The sequence below is a fragment of the Devosia lucknowensis genome (assembly GCF_900177655.1).
Classification (GTDB): domain Bacteria; phylum Pseudomonadota; class Alphaproteobacteria; order Rhizobiales; family Devosiaceae; genus Devosia; species Devosia lucknowensis.
This window is the reverse complement of the sequence record NZ_FXWK01000001.1, coordinates 391,688-411,550: the sequence shown is the minus strand read 5'-3', so window position 1 is coordinate 411,550 and position 19,863 is coordinate 391,688. Positions and strand designations below refer to the sequence as shown.

Genomic DNA, 19,863 nt, shown 5'->3' with positions numbered 1-19,863 from the left:
GTGGATCGTCGCTGTTAGCCTGCAGACGCCATCAGCGAGGCATTGCCGCCGGCAGCCGTCGTGTCGATGCAGACGTGCCGCTCGAGCTGCAGGCGTCCCGCGTCTTCCGGCGCGGTAACGATCGGCAGCAGCGCCCCTGCCCGCTGCGCCAGCGCCTGGCGGATGTCTCTCAGACCCTCGGTGTCTCCGAACCAGGCCACCGCATCGAAGCCGGATCCGGCGACCAGTTGCCCGGCATCCAATTCGCTGGTGATCGCTGGGCATCCTGCTTTGGCAGCCATGGCCTGCTGCGCCGCGATATCTGCGGCGCTGGGACCCAGGCACAGCAGCGTGCCGCGCGGGGCGACATGGAGCACATTGCTTTCGCCTGTCGGCCCCGGCAGTTCCAGCGCACGCTGCTGCAAACCCATCGCTGCCGTGGTGAAACGCGGCAGATAATGCGGCCCGCCGGCCTTCGGCCCGGTGCCAGAAAGCCCTTCCCCGCCAAACGGCTGGCTGCCAACGACGGCCCCGATCTGGTTGCGGTTGACATAGATATTTCCGGCATGGACCTGTCGGGCGAGCTTCTTCACCCGGGAGGAAATGCGGGTATGCATCCCGAAGGTCAGGCCGTAACCCGAGGCGTTGATCGCGGCGATGACCTTGTCGAGATCCTCGCTAGGGAACGTCGCTACATGCAGCACCGGACCGAAGATTTCTTCCGGAATATCCTCGATGCCGGACACCTTGAGCACCGCAGGACCGACAAACGTCCCACTGGGAGGTGCGCTCAACCGGTGCATCACCCGGTCCTGCCGCTCCGAGACGTAGGCCTCGATCTTGTCGCGGGCCGTCGTGTCGATGATGGGCCCGACATCGCTCGCGAGGAGCCACGGATCGCCCGGCACGAGTTCGTCCATTGCACCCTTGAGCATGTCGATGGTGCGCTCGGCGGCTTCCTCCTGCACGTAGAGAATGCGCAGGGCCGAACAGCGCTGGCCGGCCGACTGGAAGGCCGAGGCGATGATGTCGCGTACCGCCTGTTCGGTGAGCGCAGTGGTGTCGACGACCAGGGCATTGAGGCCGCCGGTTTCGGCGATGAAAGGTGTGTCCGGCACGGCATTTTCGGCCAGGCTCTGCTCGATGCGCCGAGCGGTGGGCAGAGATCCGGTGAAGGCGACGCCGGCCACGGACGGGTTCGAAGTCAGCAACCCGCCGACCTCTGGCCCGCCGGTCAACAGCTGAAGTGCATCGGGCGGCAGCCCCGCCTCGTGCATCAGCTGAGTGGCGCGGAATGCAATGATGGGGGTCTGCGGCGCGGGCTTGGCCAAGACGGGATTGCCTGCCACCAGGGCCGCCGCGATCTGTCCGGTAAAGATGGCGAGGGGAAAATTCCAGGGCGAGATGCAGACGAACGGGCCGCGGGGCGGCGCGGCAAAGTTTGCCGCTTCCTCCGCATAATAGCGCAGGAAATCGACGGCCTCGCGCACTTCGGCAACCGCATCCGCCCAGGTCTTGCCGGCCTCGCGGGCGAGGAGCGCGTAGAATTCCGCGGCACTGGCCTCGTAGAGATCGGCGGCGCGGCGAAGCATGCCCGCGCGCTCGTCGACCGGCACGTCGCCCCAGCCGCTCGCCTTTGCTGCCGCGAAAGCTGCCGCAACCTCGGGCTCACCGGCTTCGACAACCGTCCCAACCGTGTCGGCATGGTTGGCCGGATTGATCACCGCCCTGCCCGCTCCGGCGGTGCCCCCACCGGGGATGAGGCTATGGGCCTGCCAGCGATGCGTCGCGTAGCGTGCCCGTGCCAACTCAACCGCGCCGAACGCCAGCGGGTCCGTCAGATCGAGACCCTTCGAATTGCCCCGCTTGCCGAAGAGCGCTGCCGGCTGCGGAATGGCCGGATTCGGAATGGCGTTGCCGAATGCCTCGAGCTTGCCGATCGGGTCTTCGGCAACTGTGGCTGCCGGAATGCCTTCATCGGCGATCTGATAGACGAATGATCCGTTCGCGCCGTTCTCGAGAAGCCGGCGAACCAGATAGGCCAGAAGATCCTTGTGCGCGCCCACGGGCGCGTAGATCCGCGTTGTGGTGCCCTCGGTCTTGCGCAGCACGTCGTGCAACTGTTCGCCCATGCCGTGCAGCCGCTGGAATTCGTAGGTGTCGGTGCTCCGTCCCGCAGCCGATGCCAGGTGCAGGATAGCAGCCGCCGTATGCGCGTTGTGCGTGGCGAATTGCGGATAGATGCGGCCGGCGCCGAAGAGCTTCCGCGCCGCTGCGATATAGCTCACGTCAGTGGCCGACTTGCGCGTGAACACGGGATAACCGGGAAATCCCTGCACCTGTGCTCGCTTGATCTCCGCGTCCCAGTAGGCACCCTTGACCAGCCGCACCATGATGCGGCGGTCCAGCCGTTCCGCCAGGGCATCGAGCCAGTCGATCAGCGGCAGCACGCGCTTGCCATAGGCCTGAACCACCACGCCGAAGCCGTTCCAGCCGGCCAGTTCGGGCGTGGCAAGGACCGCTTCGATGACGTCGAGCGAGAGGTCGAGCCGGTCTGCCTCCTCGGCATCGATGTTGAAACCCATATTGGCCTTTGCCGCCGCGATGGCGAGGACGCGGGTAGACGCAACGAGTTCCGACATCACCCGGTCCCGCTGGGCGACTTCATAGCGGGGATGCAGGGCGCTCAGCTTCACCGAGATGCCAGGATTGTCGCGCACCGAGCCGTGCACGCAATGTGGCGCAAGCGCGTTGATCGCACCGAGATAGGCTTCGAAATAACGCTTCGCATCGTCGGCGGTGCGCGCGGCCTCGCCCAGCATATCATAGGAATAGCGGTATCCCAGCGCCTCGGGGCGCCGCGCATTGCCCACCGCCTCGTCGATTGTGCGGCCAAACACGAACTGGCTGCCCATCAAGCGCATGGCGTGGCCGACCGCGGTCCGGATGACGGGTTCGCCCAGCCGCGCCACCGCGCGATGGATGGCCGACTTGGGCCCCACCTCTGGGTCACCCAGGACGTCGGCGGTGAGGTTCAGCGCCCAGGAGGAGAAGTTGACCAGCGGGCTTGGCGAGCCGCCGAAGTGGCTGGCCCAGTCGGCGCCGCCAACCTTGTCATGAATCAGAGCGTCGATCGTGTCGCTGTCCGGAACGCGCAGCAGTGCCTCGGCGAGCGACATGAGGGCGAGGCCTTCCTCACTGTCGAGCCCATATTCGGCGAGGAAGCTTTCCATAAGGCCGAGCTTTGTGCCGCTGCGGACGGACTCAACGAGGCCGGCGGCGCGGTCGGAAATCGCTCGTCTGGCACCCCCATCCAGTCCGGTTTCACTGATCAACTGGCGAACAAGCGAGGATTCGTCTGCATAAAGGCGAGCACGAATTTGGGCGCGAAGGGATTGATCTGTCATGGCATGGGATCCGGGGATGATGCACGGCATAATGCCACCATTGAAACAGGCGTTCGCCCTGATCTAATGTCCTTGGATGCGCAAATGGCGTATTTGATGACGGGTTTTCAGACGAAATGCCTACAGGCAGCAAAATTTCTGGTCCGATCGATCAGGTGGACCGACGGATTCTCGAAGAATTGGCGCGCGATGGCCGCATCAGCATCGCGGAACTCAGCCGTCGGGTGAACCTGAGCAAAACGCCCTGCCAGGCGCGGATCAGACGGCTGGAGGCAGCGGGCTATATCCTCGGCTATCGCGCCATCATCGACCCAACGCGGCTGGGACTTCCCCATGTCGCCTTCGTCGAGGTCCGCCTCAGTGATACCCGCAAGGCGGCGCTTGAGGCCTTCAACAAAGCCGTTCGCGCGCTCCCCGAAGTCGAGGAAGCGCATATGATCGCGTCGAGCTTCGACTATCTGCTCAAGGTGCGCACGGAGGATATCGCCGCCTACCGCGAAGTCCTGGGCGAAAAGCTGTCGGCGCTGCCCCATGTCGCCCACACCTCGACGCATGTTTCGATGGAGGCGGTGAAGGACCATGCCGGATAGCCCGGCTTGCATGTCCTGTTCTGGTCTGCCATTGCGGATCGACGCATGATCAGGATCCTCGCATGAGAACAATTTATGTCGTCGGGATCGGCACGGGCAGTCCGAAACATGTGACCATCGAGGCTATCGAGGCGCTCAATCGTGCCGACGTGCTGTTCATCCCTGACAAGGGAGCGCAGAAGTCCGAGCTTGCCGACGTGCGCCGCGAGATCATCGCGCGCTATGTGACGAAGCCCGATGCGCGCCAGATCGGCTATGCCGTGCCCCGTCGCAACGCTGCCAACCCCGATTACGGCCAGGGGGTCAACGACTGGCACGATGCCCTTGCCGACATCTTTTCCGTTCTGATCGCCGACGTGCCGACTGGTGGCGCAGGCGCCTTTCTGGTCTGGGGCGATCCCGGCCTCTACGACTCGACCCTGCGCATCCTCGAGCGCGTCAGCATCCCCGTCCGTATCGAAGTCATCCCGGGCATCACTGCCATCCAGGCGCTGACGGCCGCGCATGGGATCGCACTCAACCGCATCGGCGAGCCGGTGACCATCACGACGGGTCGCCAGCTCGGCCCGGTGCAGATCGACAGTGTCGTCATGCTCGACGGGCAGCTTGCCTTCCTCGAGGCCGATCCAAACCTCCAGATTTTCTGGGGCGCCTACCTCGGCACGGCGGACCAGCTACTCGTGTCCGGCCGCCTTGGCGATGTCGCTCAGGACATCGTCGCCACACGCAACGCCGCCCGCGAACGGCATGGCTGGATCATGGACACCTACCTTCTGCGACAGCCGCAGTAGTGCAGCCCCTGCGCAGGTGGTAACAACAAGGATCATGACTCCAAGTCCAGGGGCCCCTGCCCTCAGCTCGCCATTGCCAGTGACGGACGAAAGCCGGCGGCGCGGCGCTTGCCCGACGCTCGATGCACCAATGCAGACGGGCGACGGTCTTCTGGCGCGCATCCGGGTTCGGGGCGGCATTCTCACGCCGTCGCAGTTGCGGCGTGTCGCAGAACTCGCGGCCATTCATGGGAATGGCCTCGTCGAAGTGACCGCGCGCGGAAACCTCCAGGTGCGTGGATTGACGGCGTGGTCCGCGCCGACCCTTGCCGACGCCGTGCTCGCCGATGTGGATGTGGAAACCGGCCTTGTCGTGGACACCTCACCGCTGGCTGGGTGTGATCCGCACGAGACGGGCCCTTCAAGGAGCGTTGCTGCCGCGATCAGCGAGGGCGCCGCCGGCTTTGCGAACCGTTTGGGACCCAAGGTCTGTGTGGTTGTCGATGGCGCCGGCCAGATTTCGCTGAGCGCTCTCAAAGCCGACATTCGCCTGCTCGCCGTTGGCTCGAACGTCTGGTCGGTTACGCTCGGTGGCGGGAAGCCGCAACTGCTCGAACAGGATGCGGCGCTTGCAGCCACCCTTGCGGTGCTTGGAGCACTTGCGGCCATGGGCCCGCAAGCGCGCGCCGTCGACCTCTTCCCTGCTGCCGGTGTGGTCGCTTCCCGAAGAAGTTTGACGGCCGTTGCCCTGGGCATGCCAATGAACCGCACCGAAGGCACGACGCAGGCGATCGCCTTGCCCTTCGGCTCCGTTGTCAGCGAACGCCTTGCCGCACTGGCCAGTGCCGCCGAGGGTGCGGGAGTATCGGCATTCCGGCTTGGGCCGGACCATACGCTGTTGATCGACGATGCCACCCCCGCTGTCATCGATGCGGCTGAGCGCCTTGGCTTCGTCACCACCGCGGACGATCCGCGACTGCGGATCAGCGCATGCATCGGCAGCAGTGGTTGCGCGTCCGGGCACATCGCGGCGCGGGACATCGCCGCGCGCCTGGCGTCCGAACTTCCCGCAGACACAACGCTGCATGTCTCGGGATGCGCCAAAGGCTGCGCCCACCCGCGCCCGGCGGACGTCACACTCGTGGGCCTTGTGCAAGGGATAGGTCTTGTCATCGATGGCCGGGCGGGCGATACGCCTCGATACATGTTGGACGAGAGCCGCCTCGGCGACGTTTTCGTCCGCTCCCAGGACGCCCGATGACGCAATATGACTACATCAAGGATGGCGACAGCATTTATCGTCAGTCCTTTTCCATCATCCGTGCCGAGGCCGACCTCTCGCCATTCGACGAGGACGAAGCCGAGCTTGCGGTTCGGATGATACACGCCGCGGGCATGGTCGAAGCGGCCGCGCATTTCCGTTTCGGGCCGGACTTTGTTACCGCTGCCCGCCGCGCCCTCATGGCCGGCGCACCCATCCTCTGCGACGCAGAAATGGTGGCGCGCGGGATCACCGCGGCCCGCTTGCCAGCCAATAACGAGGTCATCTGCACCCTGCGCGATCCCCGGACTCCCGAGCTCGCGACGGCTATCGGCAATACGCGCTCTGCTGCGGCGCTGCACCTCTGGGACAGCCATATCGAGGGGGCTGTGGTGGCCATCGGCAATGCCCCCACCGCGTTGTTCCACCTGCTGGAAATGCTGCGGGACGGGGCTCCCAAGCCCGCTGCCATCCTGGGCATGCCGGTCGGGTTCGTGGGCGCCGCGGAATCCAAGGATGCCTTGGCCGAAAATTCCTATGGCGTGCCATGGGCGATCGTTCGCGGCCGCCTCGGGGGCAGCGCCATTACCTCCGCCTGTCTCAACGCATTAGCGAGGCCGGGCCTGTGAGCGGTAAGCTGATTGGTGTCGGTACGGGTCCGGGAGATCCCGACCTCCTCACGCTCAAGGCTGCCAAAGCCATCGCGGGGGCGGATGTCGTTGCTTATTTCGCCAAGCGCGGTAATCCGAGCAACGCCAGGGGCATTGCCGCCGGACATTTCCGCGATGGCCAGATCGAGGAAGCGCTGGATTACCCCGTAACTACGGAAATCCATCGCCACGACCACGGCTACAAGAGCCAGATCCAGGATTTCTATGCCGAGGCCGCGGAGCGCATCGCCACGCATATCGAGGCTGGACGGACCGTCGCCGTGCTTAGTGAAGGCGACCCGCTCTTTTACGGCAGTTACATGCACCTGCATGTCCGACTTGCGCCGCGTTACGATACCGAGGTCATCCCCGGCATCACCGCCATGTCGGGCTGCTGGTCCGCGGCGGGCCTTCCACTCGTGCAGGGGGACGACGTCCTGACGGTGCTGCCCGGCACGCTGGACCAGCTCGAATTGCAGCGACGCCTTTCGGATACCGAAGGCGCCGTCATCATGAAGCTCGGCCGCAACCTGCCCAAGGTGCGTGCGGCATTGGCTGCGGTCGGACGCCTGGATGGCGCCGTCTATGTCGAGCGCGGCACCATGGAGAACGCGGCGTCCCAACCAATGGTTGGGAAGGTCGACGACAACGCTCCCTATTTCTCGCTGGTGCTGGTGCCGGGCTGGAGCGCCCGGCCATGACTGGACGATTGACTGTCGTCGGTACCGGTCCTGGCAATCCGGGACAGACCACTCCTCAGGCGCTCGAAGCGATTGCATCGTCCGAGCTGTTCTTTGGCTATGCGCCCTACCTCGATCGCCTGACGCTTCGCGCAGATCAGGTCCGCGTCGCCTCGGACAACCGCGAGGAAATCGATCGGTCGCGCGCGGCCCTTGATGCGGCGTCAAAGGGTGCAAAAGTGTGCGTGGTCTCCGGCGGCGACCCAGGCGTGTTTGCAATGGCAGCGGCAATTTGCGAGGCCATCGAGGCGGGCCCCGAAACCTGGCGGCGTCTCGACATCGAGGTGTTGCCGGGGGTCACCGCGATGCTGGCAGTCGCCGCTCGGGCCGGCGCGCCCCTGGGACATGATTTCTGCGCCATTTCCCTGTCCGACAATCTCAAGCCCTGGGAGCTGATCGAGCGCCGCCTGCGCGCCGTTTCCGAGGCAGGGCTCGTCATTGCCCTCTACAATCCGATTTCGAAGGCCCGTCCGTGGCAGTTGGCAACGGCTTTCAAGATCCTGCGTGAATTTTTGCCGGTAACGACACCGGTGATTTTCGGGCGCGCCGTCGGCCGTCCCGACGAGCACTTCGTCGTGTCGCCGCTCGGCGAGGCAGACAGGCAAAAGGCCGACATGGCGACCTGCATCATCATCGGCTCGGCCGAAACGCGGATCATCGAACGGCCCGGCATGGACCCCTTGGTCTACTCTCCGCGAGGCGTGTCCCAATGACCGGCCAATGGCTCAGCATCGTCGGTATCGGCGAGGACGGCCTTTACGGCCTGTCTCCCGCAGCGCGAGCGGCGATTACCGGTGCCGAGATCGTCTTTGGCGGCGCGCGCCACCTCGAACTGGCCGCCGCGGCGATCAACGGGGAACAGTTCGTCTGGAAGACGCCCTTCGCCAATTCCATCGACGCCGTTCTCGCCGCACGCGGCCGAAAGGTCTGCGTTCTCGCCTCGGGCGACCCGTTCCTCTACGGCGTCGGGGCGACACTGTCCCGGCAGGTCGATCCGGCCCAGATGCATGTCATTCCTCATCCGTCGGCATTCAGCCTCGCGGCGGCGCGCCTGGGCTGGCCTTTACAGGATGTCGTCAGCCTCTCCCTCCACGGCCGTCCAATCGACCTGATCCGGCCGCACTTGCATGCCGGCGCCCGCATCCTGGCGCTTACTTCGGACGAAAAAGGTCCCGGCGCCCTCGCCGCGCTCCTCGTAGAGGCCGGCTTCGGCCGGTCCATCATCACGGTCATGGAGGCGCTCGGCGGTCAGCGCGAAGTCATCCGTTCGCAGATGGCCGACGGCTTCACCTTCAACGACATCGATCCGCTCAACCTTTGTGCGATCACCGTCGTGCCCCTCCCCGGCGCCCGAATCCTGCCCCGCGCTCCGGGGTTGGACGACGCGCTCTACGAACACGATGGACAGATCACCAAACGCGACATCCGGGCCGTGACGCTCGCCGCGCTGTCTCCGCGACCGCACGAACTGCTCTGGGACATCGGCGCGGGGTCGGGCTCGATCGCCATCGAGTGGATGCTCGCCGATCCGAGCATGCGTGCCGTTGCGATCGAGGCCGAGCCGGAACGCGCCGCGCGGATCGCGCGCAATGCGCGCCATCTCGGCGTGCCGGACCTGCAGCTGGTCGAGGGCCCCGCGCCATTCGCGCTTGCCGGGCTGGATGCGCCACATGCCATTTTCGTGGGGGGCGGCGGCACCAGCAATGGAGTGATCGACGCGGCTCTAGCGGCGCTCCGGCCGGGTGGGCGCCTGGTCGCCAATGCCGTCAGCCTCGAAATGGAGCAAGTTTTGCTGGCGCTCTTCGCCCAGCATGGCGGCGAATTGGTGCGCCTGTCGGTCGCCCAAGCCGCTCCGCTCGGCGAGATGACCGGCTGGCGACCGGCCATGCCGATTACCCAGTGGCGCTGGACCAAGCCATGACCGTACATTTCATCGGCGCCGGTCCGGGCGCTGCCGACCTCATCACCGTTCGCGGCCGCGATCTTCTCGCACGCTGCCCGGTCTGCCTCTATGCCGGCTCCATCGTCCCGCGCGAAATGCTCGACTGGTGCGGCCCCGGAACCCGGCTGGTCGATACGGCACCGTTGTCCCTCGACGACATCGAAGGCGAATATCGCCGTGCACACACGACCGGCGAAGACGTGGCGCGGCTTCATTCCGGCGATCTTTCTATCTGGAGCGCCGTCGCAGAGCAGATGCGCCGGCTGGACCGCCTCGGCATCCCCTATACCCTGACGCCGGGCGTGCCGGCATTCGCAGCGGCGGCGGCCGCGCTTGGTCGTGAGCTGACCATCCCGGCCATAAACCAGTCCCTGGTGCTCACCAGGGTGGGTGGCCGCGCGTCACCCATGCCGGCAGGCGAGACGCTCACCGCCTTTGCCGCGACCGGCGCTACCCTTGCCATTCACCTCGCCATCCACTCCCTCGACAAGGTGGTTGCCGAGCTTCGCCCGATCTACGGCGATGATTGTCCGGTCGCCATCGTCGCCCATGCCAGCTGGCCCAACCAGGTTGTTTTACGAGGCACCCTCGCCAATATCGAGGCCAGGTTCGACCCCGCCATCGAGCGCACGGCCATCATCTTCGTTGGACAAGGACTGGGCGCCGAGGATTTCCGCGAAAGCGCGCTCTATGATCCGGATTATCAGCGCCGGTTCCGCGGCCGCACGACGCTGTGACCGATCGTATCCCTCTTTGTGATCGCCTCGCCGCGCGTCTATAATCGCCTCGTCAGCGCAGCGGGTATCCAATAATGAAGATCGCCATCGTGGGCTCGGGCTATGTGGGCCTCGTCACCGGCTGCTGCCTTGCCGATTTCGGACACAACGTGGTCTGCGTCGACAAGGACGAGGCAAAGATCGCGGCCCTTGCCCGTGGTTCGGTCCCGATATTCGAGCCTGGCCTCGAAGACCTGGCCAAGGCCAATGTCGCGGCGGGCCGGCTAACCTTCACAACGGGGCTCGCCGATGCGGTCCGAGCGGCCGAAGTCGTGTTCATCGCGGTGGGCACGCCCAGCCGGCGCGGCGACGGTCATGCGGACCTGACTTTCATCTACGACGCCGCCCGCGAGATCGCCGCAGCGCTGGACGGTTTCACCGTGGTCGCTACCAAATCCACCGTCCCGGTGGGGACCGGAGACGAAGTCGCCCGCATCATTGCCGAGCTCAATCCCGGTGCCCGCTTTGCCGTCGTCTCAAACCCGGAGTTCCTGCGCGAGGGGGCCGCAATCGAGGACTTCAAGCGGCCCGACAGGATCGTCATCGGCGTCGAAGACGATCGCGCCCGCGCCGTGATGACCGAGGTTTATCGCCCACTCTTTCTCAACCAGGCGCCGGTGCAGTTCACCAACCGGCGGGCTGCCGAGCTCATCAAATATGCCGCCAACGCCTTCCTCGCCATGAAAATCACGTTCATCAACGAGGTTGCGGACCTCTGCGAAGCCGTGGGCGCCGACGTTCAGGATGTCGCGAGAGGCATGGGGTCGGACCGTCGCATCGGCAGCAAGTTCCTGCATGCCGGACCCGGCTTCGGAGGCTCGTGTTTTCCAAAAGATACACGGGCGCTGGTGCAGATCGGCGCCGATTTCGGCAGTCCGATGCGCTTGGTGGAAACGACCGTGGCCATCAACGACAAGCGAAAGGCCGCGATGGCCGATCGCGTCGCCGCCGCTTGCGGCGGCGACCTTTCCGGCAAGACCGTGGCCGTGCTTGGACTGACCTTCAAGCCCAATACCGACGACATGCGCGAAGCGCCGTCGCTCGATCTGATCCGCGGTCTAAAGAATCTGGGCGTCCGGATCGCGGCCTATGACCCGCAGGGAATGGAAGCAGCGGCGCGGATCCTGACCGGCATCCGCTTCGCCGAAAGCGCCTATGATGCCGCCAGTGACGCGGAGGCGGTAGTTCTCGTCACGGAATGGAACGCGTTTCGCTCGCTTGATCTCGCGCGGCTCAAGTCAACAATGGCAGGATCGGTGTTCGTCGATCTGCGCAATGTCTACCGCTCCCATGAAATGGAGCGCCACGGCTTCCGCTACACCAGCATTGGCCGCCCGGTCGAAGGTGCAGAACAGGACTAGACGCCGTAGTAGCGCCTGTACCAGTCGACGAAGGCCTTTACGCCAACGCTGATCGGTGTCGAAGGCTTGTAGCCCGTTGCGCGGGACAATTCCTCGACACTGGCGAAAGTGTCGAGCAAGTCGCCTGGTTGGGCTGGCAAAAGCTCGCGAATTGCCTTCTTGCCGACCGCCTCTTCGATCGCGTCGATATAGTCGTTCAACTGGACCGGCGAACTGTTCCCGATATTGAAGATCCGAAACGGCGCGCTGGAGGTCGCGGGGTCAGGCCGGTCACTGAACCAAGCCGGGTTTGCCGTCGGAACTTGATCGCTGGCCCGGATGACGCCCTCGACGATATCGTCGACATAGGTGAAGTCACGGGTATGCCTGCCCTCGTTGAACACCTGGATCGGCTCGCCCGAAAGGATGTTGCGGGTGAACTTGAACAGGGCCATGTCCGGCCTGCCCCACGGCCCGTATACGGTAAAGAACCGCAACCCGGTCGTCGGCATCGCGAAGAGGTGGCTGTAGGAATGGGCCATGAGTTCATTGGCGCGCTTGGTGGCCGCATAGAACTGCAGGGGGTGGTCGACCCCCTGATGTTCCGAAAAAGGCATCGCTGTGTTGGCGCCGTAGACCGAGGACGTGCTGGCATAAGTCAGATGACCGACCCGAGCGTAGCGACATGCCTCAAGCATATTGGTGAAGGCGATGAGATTGCTTTCGACATAGGCGTGCGGGTTTTCGATGCTGTACCGCACACCCGCCTGAGCCGCGAGGTGAATGACCCGGTCAAAGCGATGCTCTGAGAAGCATCGTTCGACGACTTCTCGATCTGCCAGATTGGCCCGGAGCGACGTGTAGGTTTGGCCGGCTTCCAGCCTTGCTGCCTGGCTCTCCAAAACGGAGAGGCGCGCGTCCTTCAGACCGGTATCGTAGTAGTCATTGACGTTGTCGATGCCCACCACGCTGTCGCCGCGGGCAAGCAGCCGCTGCACGACATGGAAACCGATGAAGCCCGCATGCCCTGTGACCAGTACCTTCACGCAGTCCTCCGATAGCGCGCGACAGCGGATCTCAAACGGCAACGCTGCCAGGCTTTGCGAGCATACCGTCTCGACTGGCGAGGCCGACGATCACGGCAATGCAGGAATATAGCACAGTGAGCGTCACCATGCCGAGAACGGCATTGGTCAAACCCATGATGAAGTAGCCGAACACCAGCGAGCAGACGACAACGATAAGTCCCTTGCGTGCCTTCCCTTCGGCCGTTCGGAGCACTTCCACGATCGGCGCGGCGATGAAGAGGCCGTATGCGATCAGGGCCAAAATTCCGCCGCTGGCAGCGAAATTGACCAGATCGCTATGCAGATGCGGAGGATCGAGCGCCGCTCCCGACCTCGCAATCGCTGCCGAAATGTAGGCGAAAGGTCCATGACCGAAGATCGGCGAATCCATGAACGCAGCAAATCCGCCGGTATACATGTGGACACGTTCGGATGTGGAGCCGTCGCTGGGTATGCCGAGCTGGAGCACAGCCGACAGGTCCGCCAGAACGCGCTGGGCACCGCTCGTTTGCCAAGCGCCGAACGCCGTGGCACCGGCGAGGACAAGGACGGCCGCAAGGCTTCCCGTCAACAGGACCCGTCTGCTGACAAGGCGCTGCGCCACCATCAACAGTAATGCGCATATCAACATGGCGACGAGCGCAACGACGGCGCCTCGGGTGCCTGAGAGCAGAATGCTGACGGAGGCAAGCGCCGGGCCGAGGACAAAAAGGTATCGTGCAACCCCGACGCCATAAACCACGCCGAGCGTCGCCAGAAATCCCACTGCCAGTGCCACATCGGCGAAATGGATCGGATTGGCAACGCTTTCCCCCACACGAGAGGTACCCGTCGTCGTGTATTCAATCAGCGCAACAGCCGCAGCTCCCGCAACGCCGCACAGGCTGAGGACTGCGACGAGCCGACCATCGAAGGTCCAGGACCTCGCCAACGACACAAGGCCGCCGATGAGCAGCATGGGGGCGAAGAAGTAGATGCCGAGTGCGCCCTCGATGGAGCCGGCGCCCAGTACATAGGCGATCGCGAGGATCAACATGGCCAGAAGCGGCATCCACACGATCGGTCGCGCAAAAGTCGGCATGTCCTCACGGCGCAACAGCAAGAGCGAGACCGCACCGGCAACCATGTAGAGAATGTTTCCTGCCTCTGGAGCCACGGGCGCCATGGCCAGTGGAGCGATCAGGGCAATCAGCAGGAGGGTGGGACGAATCTGGTCAAGGTGCATGCGGCGCTCCGGTCGGGCCCCGAGTGCCACAATAGCCGCAGCGTCGCAATGCGGGCGCGGCCGCTAATTGCCCGCAGCCGGCATGCCGGGGCGATATCCTGCCAGAATGGCGGCACGGAGGGCGTCGGCCACCGCGATAGCCGCTGCTTCCTGTGCGCCGCTGCTGGATGCCATTTCGGTCTGCGTCAGCTTGCCACTCTGGTAGGACGTATCCACAAACCGCGTGGCCTCGAAGGCGACATCGTCCCCCCGACTGATTGTCACCCTTCCCTCGACGCGAATGCGAACGGGGGCCGCCACGGCAATGCTCGTCGAGAGCGGCGCTGCCAGCGTCGTTACCGCGATGCTCACCGCAAGATCGGGATCGGAGGGTTGCGCAGCGCCCGGAAACGCCACCTTGAGCCGGTTGAGGGCCACCTGGTCCAAGCGGCTGCCGGGAGACGCGAAATTGAACCGCGCCGCCGAAATACTGTTGCTCGACAAATCGCCGTAGACAGGCGCGAAACTGGTGCAGGAACTCAGGACCGCTGCCAGAGCGGCCACGCCAAAACCAGACAATAGGGTGCGTCGGTTCATCATCCGGCCTCGCTAGCGCAACAGGTTCTGGATTGGCACCGCCGTCGAATGTCCGACGCCGAAGCCGGCCGGCGCCATCAGCCGGAAGCTGGCCGTGGCCCGCAGGTCGTTGGGCGTCGTATGCGTAGGCCCGGTGCGCGTGACATTGCCCGATATGGCGAGATAGCCATCATTGTAGGTCAGCCCACCGCCCACTTGCAGCATGCTGCCGGCGGCGATGTCCCAATAAGCATTGCCCGAAGCGGTCCAGTATTCCGCGACAGGGACTGCAGCTTCGAGGCCGATCTCATGCAGGTCGCGCGTGTTGCCGGTCAGCGGCGTGGCACGGGTATAGGCGTAGTTGAGGGCGCCGGACCAGCCGTCCTGTGCGTAGCTCAGGCCCATTCCTGCTCGCGACAGCGCGAACGTGCTGCTGTCGATCTGGACCTTGGCGCCGGCCTTGAGCGTATCGGCGATCATGCCATAGGCGCCGAGCACAGTGTAAGAAGTCGCGGTCTCGAGGCCCGAGCCGACCCCGACCTGTTGCCGGTTCGGCACGGCAAAGGCATTGGTCCCGGCCAGCTGGAACGATTGACCGCCGACGAGTTCGAGGTAGCTGCCGTCGATCAGCGTCGCCAGGTAGCGTCCGCCGATATTGACACGCAGTCCCGTTTCCTGGCGATCGATGCCGGTGAAGCGGTTGTAGCTGAACACATTCGTGTCGTCGAAGACGACGCTCTGGGAATCCTCGTTGGTGATCCCCGGCTCACTCGTCGCTGCGCCTCGATAGACGATCTGCGCGATCGGCTCGATCAGGTGGGTGACACCGCCCCCATAGGCCACCATCGGATAGCGCACATCCAGCGCGGCGATGGGCGTTGCGCCGAGTAAGGTCTGCGCGGCGGGAGCGGATGCGAGGCCGCTATTGCCGTCATAGTTGGCGCCGTCGAGCCGTAGTCCGACAAACGGCGTCACCGCAGCCCCTCCCACGATCCACTGGTTCTGCCAGCTGGCTTGCGCCATGCCGTGGATGCGGTTGCCGGCATAGCCGTAGTCGTAGGGAATTCCATTCACTGTCGTGGAAGAGTCCGCGGCACGCGTGGTGGCCAGCAGGCGACCTTCCACGTCGATATGGCCCCCTCCATCGGGCAGGGTAAAGGTTCGCGCGACACGGACGTTGGGCAGGGCGATCCCTTGCTGGTCGCGCGTTTGCTGCGTGCTGGTCCCCAGTAGATTGTACTGCTGGATGCGCGCATCGACGTAGGTGTCGTCCGTCAGATTGGTTGCGTAGATCTCGTTTACCGACGACCGCTTGGGATCGAGCAGATAGTCCTCGAAATAGGCGCTGTCGGTGAAGACCGAATAGGCCGCACCAACTGTCCAATCCTCAACGGGCACGAACTCCCCGGCCGCCTGGATGGCGCCACGCCAGTCGCGCTGGGCATCGGCATAGGTGAAGGCCATCTTGTCGAACTGATAGAGCCCGGAAGCCTTGATGTTGAACGAACCCTGGTCGAAACGCTGGATCCATTCGGCGCCCATCAGGAAGCCCTGGCGGCTCAGGAGGGTCGGCGAAAGGATGACGCTGGTGTTGCGGCTCGAATAGACGGTGAACGGCACTTCCGCGCGCACGCCGATCTTGTCGGTGTAGGCCAGGGTCGGCTTGGGAATGCTGTCGAGAGCATTGTTGCTGAGGTCAGGCAGCCACAGGTAGGGCAGCCAGGCGACGGGAATACCGAGCAGGGCGATCGAGGGCTGTTCGAGCACGATCGAGTTGTCTTCGGAATTCTGGACGATGCGCGCCGCGCTGATCGACCAACCGATCCGCTGACCCTGGGGGCCGATACAGTCGCCGCAGGGCGTGTATCTGGCATTGGTCAGGATGGAATCCAGAACCTGGTCGAACTCGGCATCGTCAGCCGTAATCCGCGATCCGTCGTGACCCGTGAGGGTCATGCTGTCGAGAACCACGCGTTTGAGTCCGCCGGTCAGCGAAAGACTCTCGCTTTGCGAAGAATTGCCGGACGGGTCGGTCACGGTGACGTCGCCGACCAGCTCCATTTCGCCTTCATTGCGACGGTACACGAGTTCGCGCCCGGTCAGCACATAGCCGCTGACGCGCAGGACGACATCGCCGCGCGCCGTGATGACGTTGTTGACCTGGTCGAAAACCAGTTCCTCGGCTTCGACGGCAGTCGGCGCGGAGGGGTCGATGGGGGCATTGAAGAAGTCTTGCGGCAACAGTCCCTGGGCCGCCGCGGGCAGCGTGGGAATTGCGGACGACAGCATCGAGGCAAGCGAGGCCAGAACGAGTGCGCGTGTGCGGGACTTCACTGCAAAGTCCCTCCCGCGCCTTTATGCTCTGGAACCCGCCCTGGCATGATCACACTACGCTGACTTCAGAAAACGCAACGTCGTCCGAAGCCGAAACGCCTGCGAACGCTAAACTACCGGTCAATGTAATCAGCGGCAATGAAGAATGTGCAAACCATCAACGGCCTCAGGGCCGGGACCGTGGACAAACTCCAGATTGTTTGCGACCGCGGCCAAAAGGTCACGGCCTGCAAGCTCACAGATTGTGGCAGCGCACCGTGTGACCCATGCCAAGCTGTGTCGGGCCAGGCATGACGTCCTTGCAGATTGCGGTGGCCCTTGGGCACCGTGACACAAAGGGACAGCCGGTTTTTCCGCGGGTCCAGACCGGAATATCCACAGCGCGGCGAGCCCGGCCGGTTTCTATCTTGCGGTTGGGGTTCGGGACCGACTCTATCAGCAATTGCGTATAGGGATGGCGCGGATTGTCGGTGATCTCCTGGCTCGGACCCTGTTCCACCAGGTGCCCCGCATACATCACCGCCGTTTCTTCGGCGAAATAGCGCGCCGTGGCGATATCGTGGGTGATGTAGAGCGCCGCCAGCTGACGGTCGCGCTTGAGGTCTTCAAGCAGGTTGAGGATGCCGAGACGGACCGAGACATCCAGCATGGATGTCGGTTCGTCGGCGAGCAGCACGTCGGGCTGTACCGAAAGAGCCCGCGCGATGGCGACGCGTTGCCGCTGGCCGCCTGAAAGTTCGTGCGGCCGACGCTTGAGATAGTCGGCGGCCGGCCTCAGGCCAACGCGCTCGAGCAGGTCGAGCATTTCCGCCTCGATGGCCTTGCCCCTGAGGTCGGGGCGATGCAGCCGGATCGGCCGCTCGAGGTGATAGCCGATGGACTGGGTGGGGTTGAGCGATCCGAACGGATCCTGGAACACCATCTGCACCTGCGAGCGGTATTGCTGCATGCGGCTGCCGCGGAAGGTGGTGATGTCCTCGCCGCGATAGCGGATGGTGCCGCCGGTGGGCTGGTAGGCTCCGGCCAGCATGCGGGCGCAGGTGGATTTGCCCGAGCCCGACTCGCCCACCAGCGCCAGCGCCCTGCCCCGCGTCAGCTGCAGCGACACACCCGAGAGCGCGCGCAGGAAAGTCTGGTTGAGGAATGCGCCACCGAGGACGAATTCCTTGTCGATATTGTCCATCTCCAGGATGGGCGCTTCCGCCACATGCGTGGTGCCGGCGCGCTCTAGTTCAGCAAGTGACATGCGGCCTCGCTCCTGTGTTCCGGGTAGTAGCGGAGTTCTGGGGCTTTCACGCGGCAGATCTCCATGGCGTGCGGGCATCGTGGCGCGAACCGGCAGCCCGGCGGCAGGGCGCGCAAGTCCGGCGGCGTGCCGGGAATGCCTTCCATGCGCAGGCGCGGCCCGGTCAGCGGCGGGAAACTGTTGCCCAGCGCCCGCGTATAGGGATGCTGGGGATTGGTCAGAATGGCCTCCGCGGGCGCCACCTCCACCAGTTCGCCCGAATACATCACGCCGATACGGTCGCAGAACTCGATCATCAGGCCCAGGTCATGGGTGATGAACAGCACGGAGAAACCCATCTTCTCCTTGAGTTCGACGATCTGCTCGATGATGTCGCGCTGCACCACCACATCGAGCGCCGTGGTGGGCTCGTCCATGATGATGAGACGCGGGCTGAGCGCCAGAGCGATGGCGATACAGATGCGCTGACGCATGCCACCAGAGAACTGGTGCGGAAAATCATCCAGGCGCGCCGGCGGGATGCCGACGAGTTCGAGCAGTTCCACTGCCCGCGCCCGCGCACCGTCAGAACCCAGCTCGGGCTTGTGGGTCTCGATCACGTCCATGATCTGCTCGGCCACCGAGATTACCGGATTGAGCGCATTCATCGCCGACTGGAAGACGAAGCTGACCTCGTTCCAGCGATAGGCCTTGAGCCGCGCCTTGTCGAACTTGAGCACGTCGTCGCCGTTGAGGCGCACCTGCCCGCCCGATACGAGCCCGGGGAGACGGGTCAGGCGGGCCAGGGCAAAGGCGACCGTCGACTTGCCGCAGCCGCTTTCGCCGGCAAGCCCGAAGGCTTCTCCCTCGCGGATATCGAAGTCGATGCCGTCGACGGCGCGGGCGACCGAGTGCTCGCCCACATAGTCCACGGTGAGGCTGCGCACCTCGATCAGGGCACGATCAGAAGACATCGGCGCTTCTCCCGCGACGCTTGAGGAATTTGCGGATGCGGCCGATGCGGCGCGAGGCCTTGAGCTGCGGATTGGTAATTTCGTCCACGGCGAAGTTGATCATGACAAGGGCTGCGCCCGTCAGCATGATCGCAATGGCCGGTGGCCAGATTTCCCACCAGGCGCCAGTCTGCAGCGCCAGGTTGTTCTGCGCCCAATAGAGCATGGTGCCCCATGTCACCGCATTGGGATCGCCAAGGCCGATGAAGCTTAGCGCGGCTTCCGCCAGGATCGCGGCAATGGTGCCGAGCACCAGCCCGCCCATGAAGAAACTGAGCATATTGGGGAATATCTCCTTGAAGATAATCCGCCACTTGCTTTCGCCCATCAGCTCGGCCGCCAGCACGAATTCGCGCGTTCGCAACGACAGCGTCTGCGTTCGGATGGTTCGCGCCGGCCACCCCCAACCGGTGAGGGCCAGCACGATGCCGATCACAAGGGGCCCTGCACTATCCACGAGGCTGGCTATGACGATGATCAGTGGTAACCCCGGCATCACCAGCACAACATTGACGAAGAAGGTCAGAATGTCGTCGGTCCGGCCTCCGAAATAGCCTGCGGAAATGCCGACACCGAGACCAATCACGGCGGCGGCCAGCCCTGCACCGAAACCGACGGCGAGGCTCATGCGTCCGCCATAGGCCAGCTGCGTGTAGACATCCTTGCCCATTCTCGTCGTGCCCAGCACGTGTTCGTAGCTCGGCGCAACATGCGGTTTGCCGGCGCGGCGCTGCGGGTTGTATTCGCTGAATACGGGGCCGAGCAGCGAGAACAGCACCAGTCCCAGCAGCACGATCACGCCGATCATGCCCTTGGGGTTGGTAACGAAGGCGGCGAGGGATGGCGGCAGGCGACTGGTCCAGCCGGGCCGCCCCTTCACGCCGAGTTCTTTCATCAGCGCAGACTGGCTCGGTGCAAACGAGGCAACCACCTCGTCGTCGAGCCGGTCGAGCAATGAACCAGATGGGACTTGGGTGACGTGAGCCATG

General features: G+C 64.3%; 17 protein-coding genes. 9 read left to right on the top strand and 8 right to left on the bottom strand.

What is annotated here, in order from left to right; translation table 11 throughout:
* Positions 1 to 14: 14 nt before the first annotated feature.
* Positions 15 to 3,386 (bottom strand): bifunctional proline dehydrogenase/L-glutamate gamma-semialdehyde dehydrogenase PutA, encoded by a 3,372-nt coding sequence (gene putA / locus CCK88_RS01925; RefSeq protein ID WP_086468856.1) that lies wholly within the window; start codon positions 3,384 to 3,386, stop codon positions 15 to 17.
* Between the two features lie 116 nt (positions 3,387 to 3,502).
* Here putA and CCK88_RS01920 point away from each other — a divergent pair, with 116 nt between their 5' ends.
* From CCK88_RS01920 to CCK88_RS01880, 9 genes are all read left to right on the top strand, one after another.
* A complete protein-coding gene (locus tag CCK88_RS01920; RefSeq protein ID WP_086468855.1) occupies positions 3,503 to 3,976 on the top strand; it encodes an Lrp/AsnC family transcriptional regulator in 474 nt (157 codons plus the stop codon).
* A gap of 62 nt (positions 3,977 to 4,038) precedes the next feature.
* On the top strand, positions 4,039 to 4,767 hold the full coding sequence (gene cobF, locus CCK88_RS01915; protein ID WP_086468854.1) for a precorrin-6A synthase (deacetylating): 729 nt from the start codon (positions 4,039 to 4,041) through the stop codon (positions 4,765 to 4,767).
* Positions 4,676 to 6,007 (top strand): precorrin-3B synthase, encoded by a 1,332-nt coding sequence (gene cobG, locus CCK88_RS01910; protein ID WP_086468853.1) that lies wholly within the window; start codon positions 4,676 to 4,678, stop codon positions 6,005 to 6,007. Before cobF ends, cobG begins: the two co-directional genes overlap by 92 nt.
* Entirely contained in the window at positions 6,004 to 6,636 is a 633-nt protein-coding gene (locus tag CCK88_RS01905) for a precorrin-8X methylmutase (protein ID WP_086468852.1), read from the top strand. Before cobG ends, CCK88_RS01905 begins: the two co-directional genes overlap by 4 nt.
* Complete coding sequence (locus tag CCK88_RS01900; protein WP_244557412.1) at positions 6,633 to 7,358, top strand: precorrin-2 C(20)-methyltransferase; 726 nt, start codon at positions 6,633 to 6,635, stop codon at positions 7,356 to 7,358. The genes CCK88_RS01905 and CCK88_RS01900 overlap by 4 nt, the downstream gene beginning before the upstream one ends.
* Complete coding sequence (locus tag CCK88_RS01895) at positions 7,355 to 8,110, top strand: precorrin-3B C(17)-methyltransferase (RefSeq protein WP_086468850.1); 756 nt, start codon at positions 7,355 to 7,357, stop codon at positions 8,108 to 8,110. The genes CCK88_RS01900 and CCK88_RS01895 overlap by 4 nt, the downstream gene beginning before the upstream one ends.
* Entirely contained in the window at positions 8,107 to 9,318 is a 1,212-nt protein-coding gene (cbiE, locus tag CCK88_RS01890; protein WP_086468849.1) for a precorrin-6y C5,15-methyltransferase (decarboxylating) subunit CbiE, read from the top strand. The genes CCK88_RS01895 and cbiE overlap by 4 nt, the downstream gene beginning before the upstream one ends.
* Positions 9,315 to 10,076, top strand: a complete 762-nt coding sequence (gene cobM, locus CCK88_RS01885) for a precorrin-4 C(11)-methyltransferase (protein WP_086470764.1) — start codon at positions 9,315 to 9,317, stop codon at positions 10,074 to 10,076. The genes cbiE and cobM overlap by 4 nt, the downstream gene beginning before the upstream one ends.
* A gap of 74 nt (positions 10,077 to 10,150) precedes the next feature.
* Positions 10,151 to 11,476 carry a UDP-glucose dehydrogenase family protein gene (locus CCK88_RS01880; RefSeq protein ID WP_086468848.1) on the top strand — a complete coding sequence of 442 codons (1,326 nt, stop codon included), beginning with the start codon at positions 10,151 to 10,153 and terminating at the stop codon, positions 11,474 to 11,476.
* On the opposite strand, the gene CCK88_RS01875 is transcribed toward CCK88_RS01880, so the two are convergent.
* The 7 genes from CCK88_RS01875 to CCK88_RS01845 form a co-directional block, all read right to left on the bottom strand.
* On the bottom strand, positions 11,473 to 12,501 hold the full coding sequence (locus tag CCK88_RS01875) for an NAD-dependent epimerase (RefSeq protein WP_086468847.1): 1,029 nt from the start codon (positions 12,499 to 12,501) through the stop codon (positions 11,473 to 11,475). The genes CCK88_RS01880 and CCK88_RS01875 overlap by 4 nt on opposite strands.
* A 31-nt stretch (positions 12,502 to 12,532) precedes the next feature.
* Positions 12,533 to 13,747, bottom strand: a complete 1,215-nt coding sequence (locus tag CCK88_RS01870) for an O-antigen ligase family protein (protein ID WP_086468846.1) — start codon at positions 13,745 to 13,747, stop codon at positions 12,533 to 12,535.
* Positions 13,748 to 13,810: 63 nt separating this feature from the next.
* Positions 13,811 to 14,323 carry a hypothetical protein gene (locus CCK88_RS01865; RefSeq protein ID WP_140048854.1) on the bottom strand — a complete coding sequence of 171 codons (513 nt, stop codon included), beginning with the start codon at positions 14,321 to 14,323 and terminating at the stop codon, positions 13,811 to 13,813.
* A 12-nt stretch (positions 14,324 to 14,335) separates the two neighbouring features.
* Entirely contained in the window at positions 14,336 to 16,636 is a 2,301-nt protein-coding gene (locus tag CCK88_RS01860; RefSeq protein WP_086468844.1) for an LPS-assembly protein LptD, read from the bottom strand.
* A gap of 235 nt (positions 16,637 to 16,871) precedes the next feature.
* Positions 16,872 to 17,882: an ABC transporter ATP-binding protein gene (locus CCK88_RS01855; RefSeq protein ID WP_086468843.1), complete on the bottom strand. Its 1,011-nt coding sequence runs from the start codon at positions 17,880 to 17,882 to the stop codon at positions 16,872 to 16,874.
* Positions 17,864 to 18,835 carry an ABC transporter ATP-binding protein gene (locus tag CCK88_RS01850; RefSeq protein WP_086468842.1) on the bottom strand — a complete coding sequence of 324 codons (972 nt, stop codon included), beginning with the start codon at positions 18,833 to 18,835 and terminating at the stop codon, positions 17,864 to 17,866. Before CCK88_RS01850 ends, CCK88_RS01855 begins: the two co-directional genes overlap by 19 nt.
* Positions 18,825 to 19,862: an ABC transporter permease gene (locus tag CCK88_RS01845; RefSeq protein WP_244557411.1), complete on the bottom strand. Its 1,038-nt coding sequence runs from the start codon at positions 19,860 to 19,862 to the stop codon at positions 18,825 to 18,827. The genes CCK88_RS01850 and CCK88_RS01845 overlap by 11 nt, the downstream gene beginning before the upstream one ends.
* Position 19,863 lies beyond the last annotated feature (1 nt).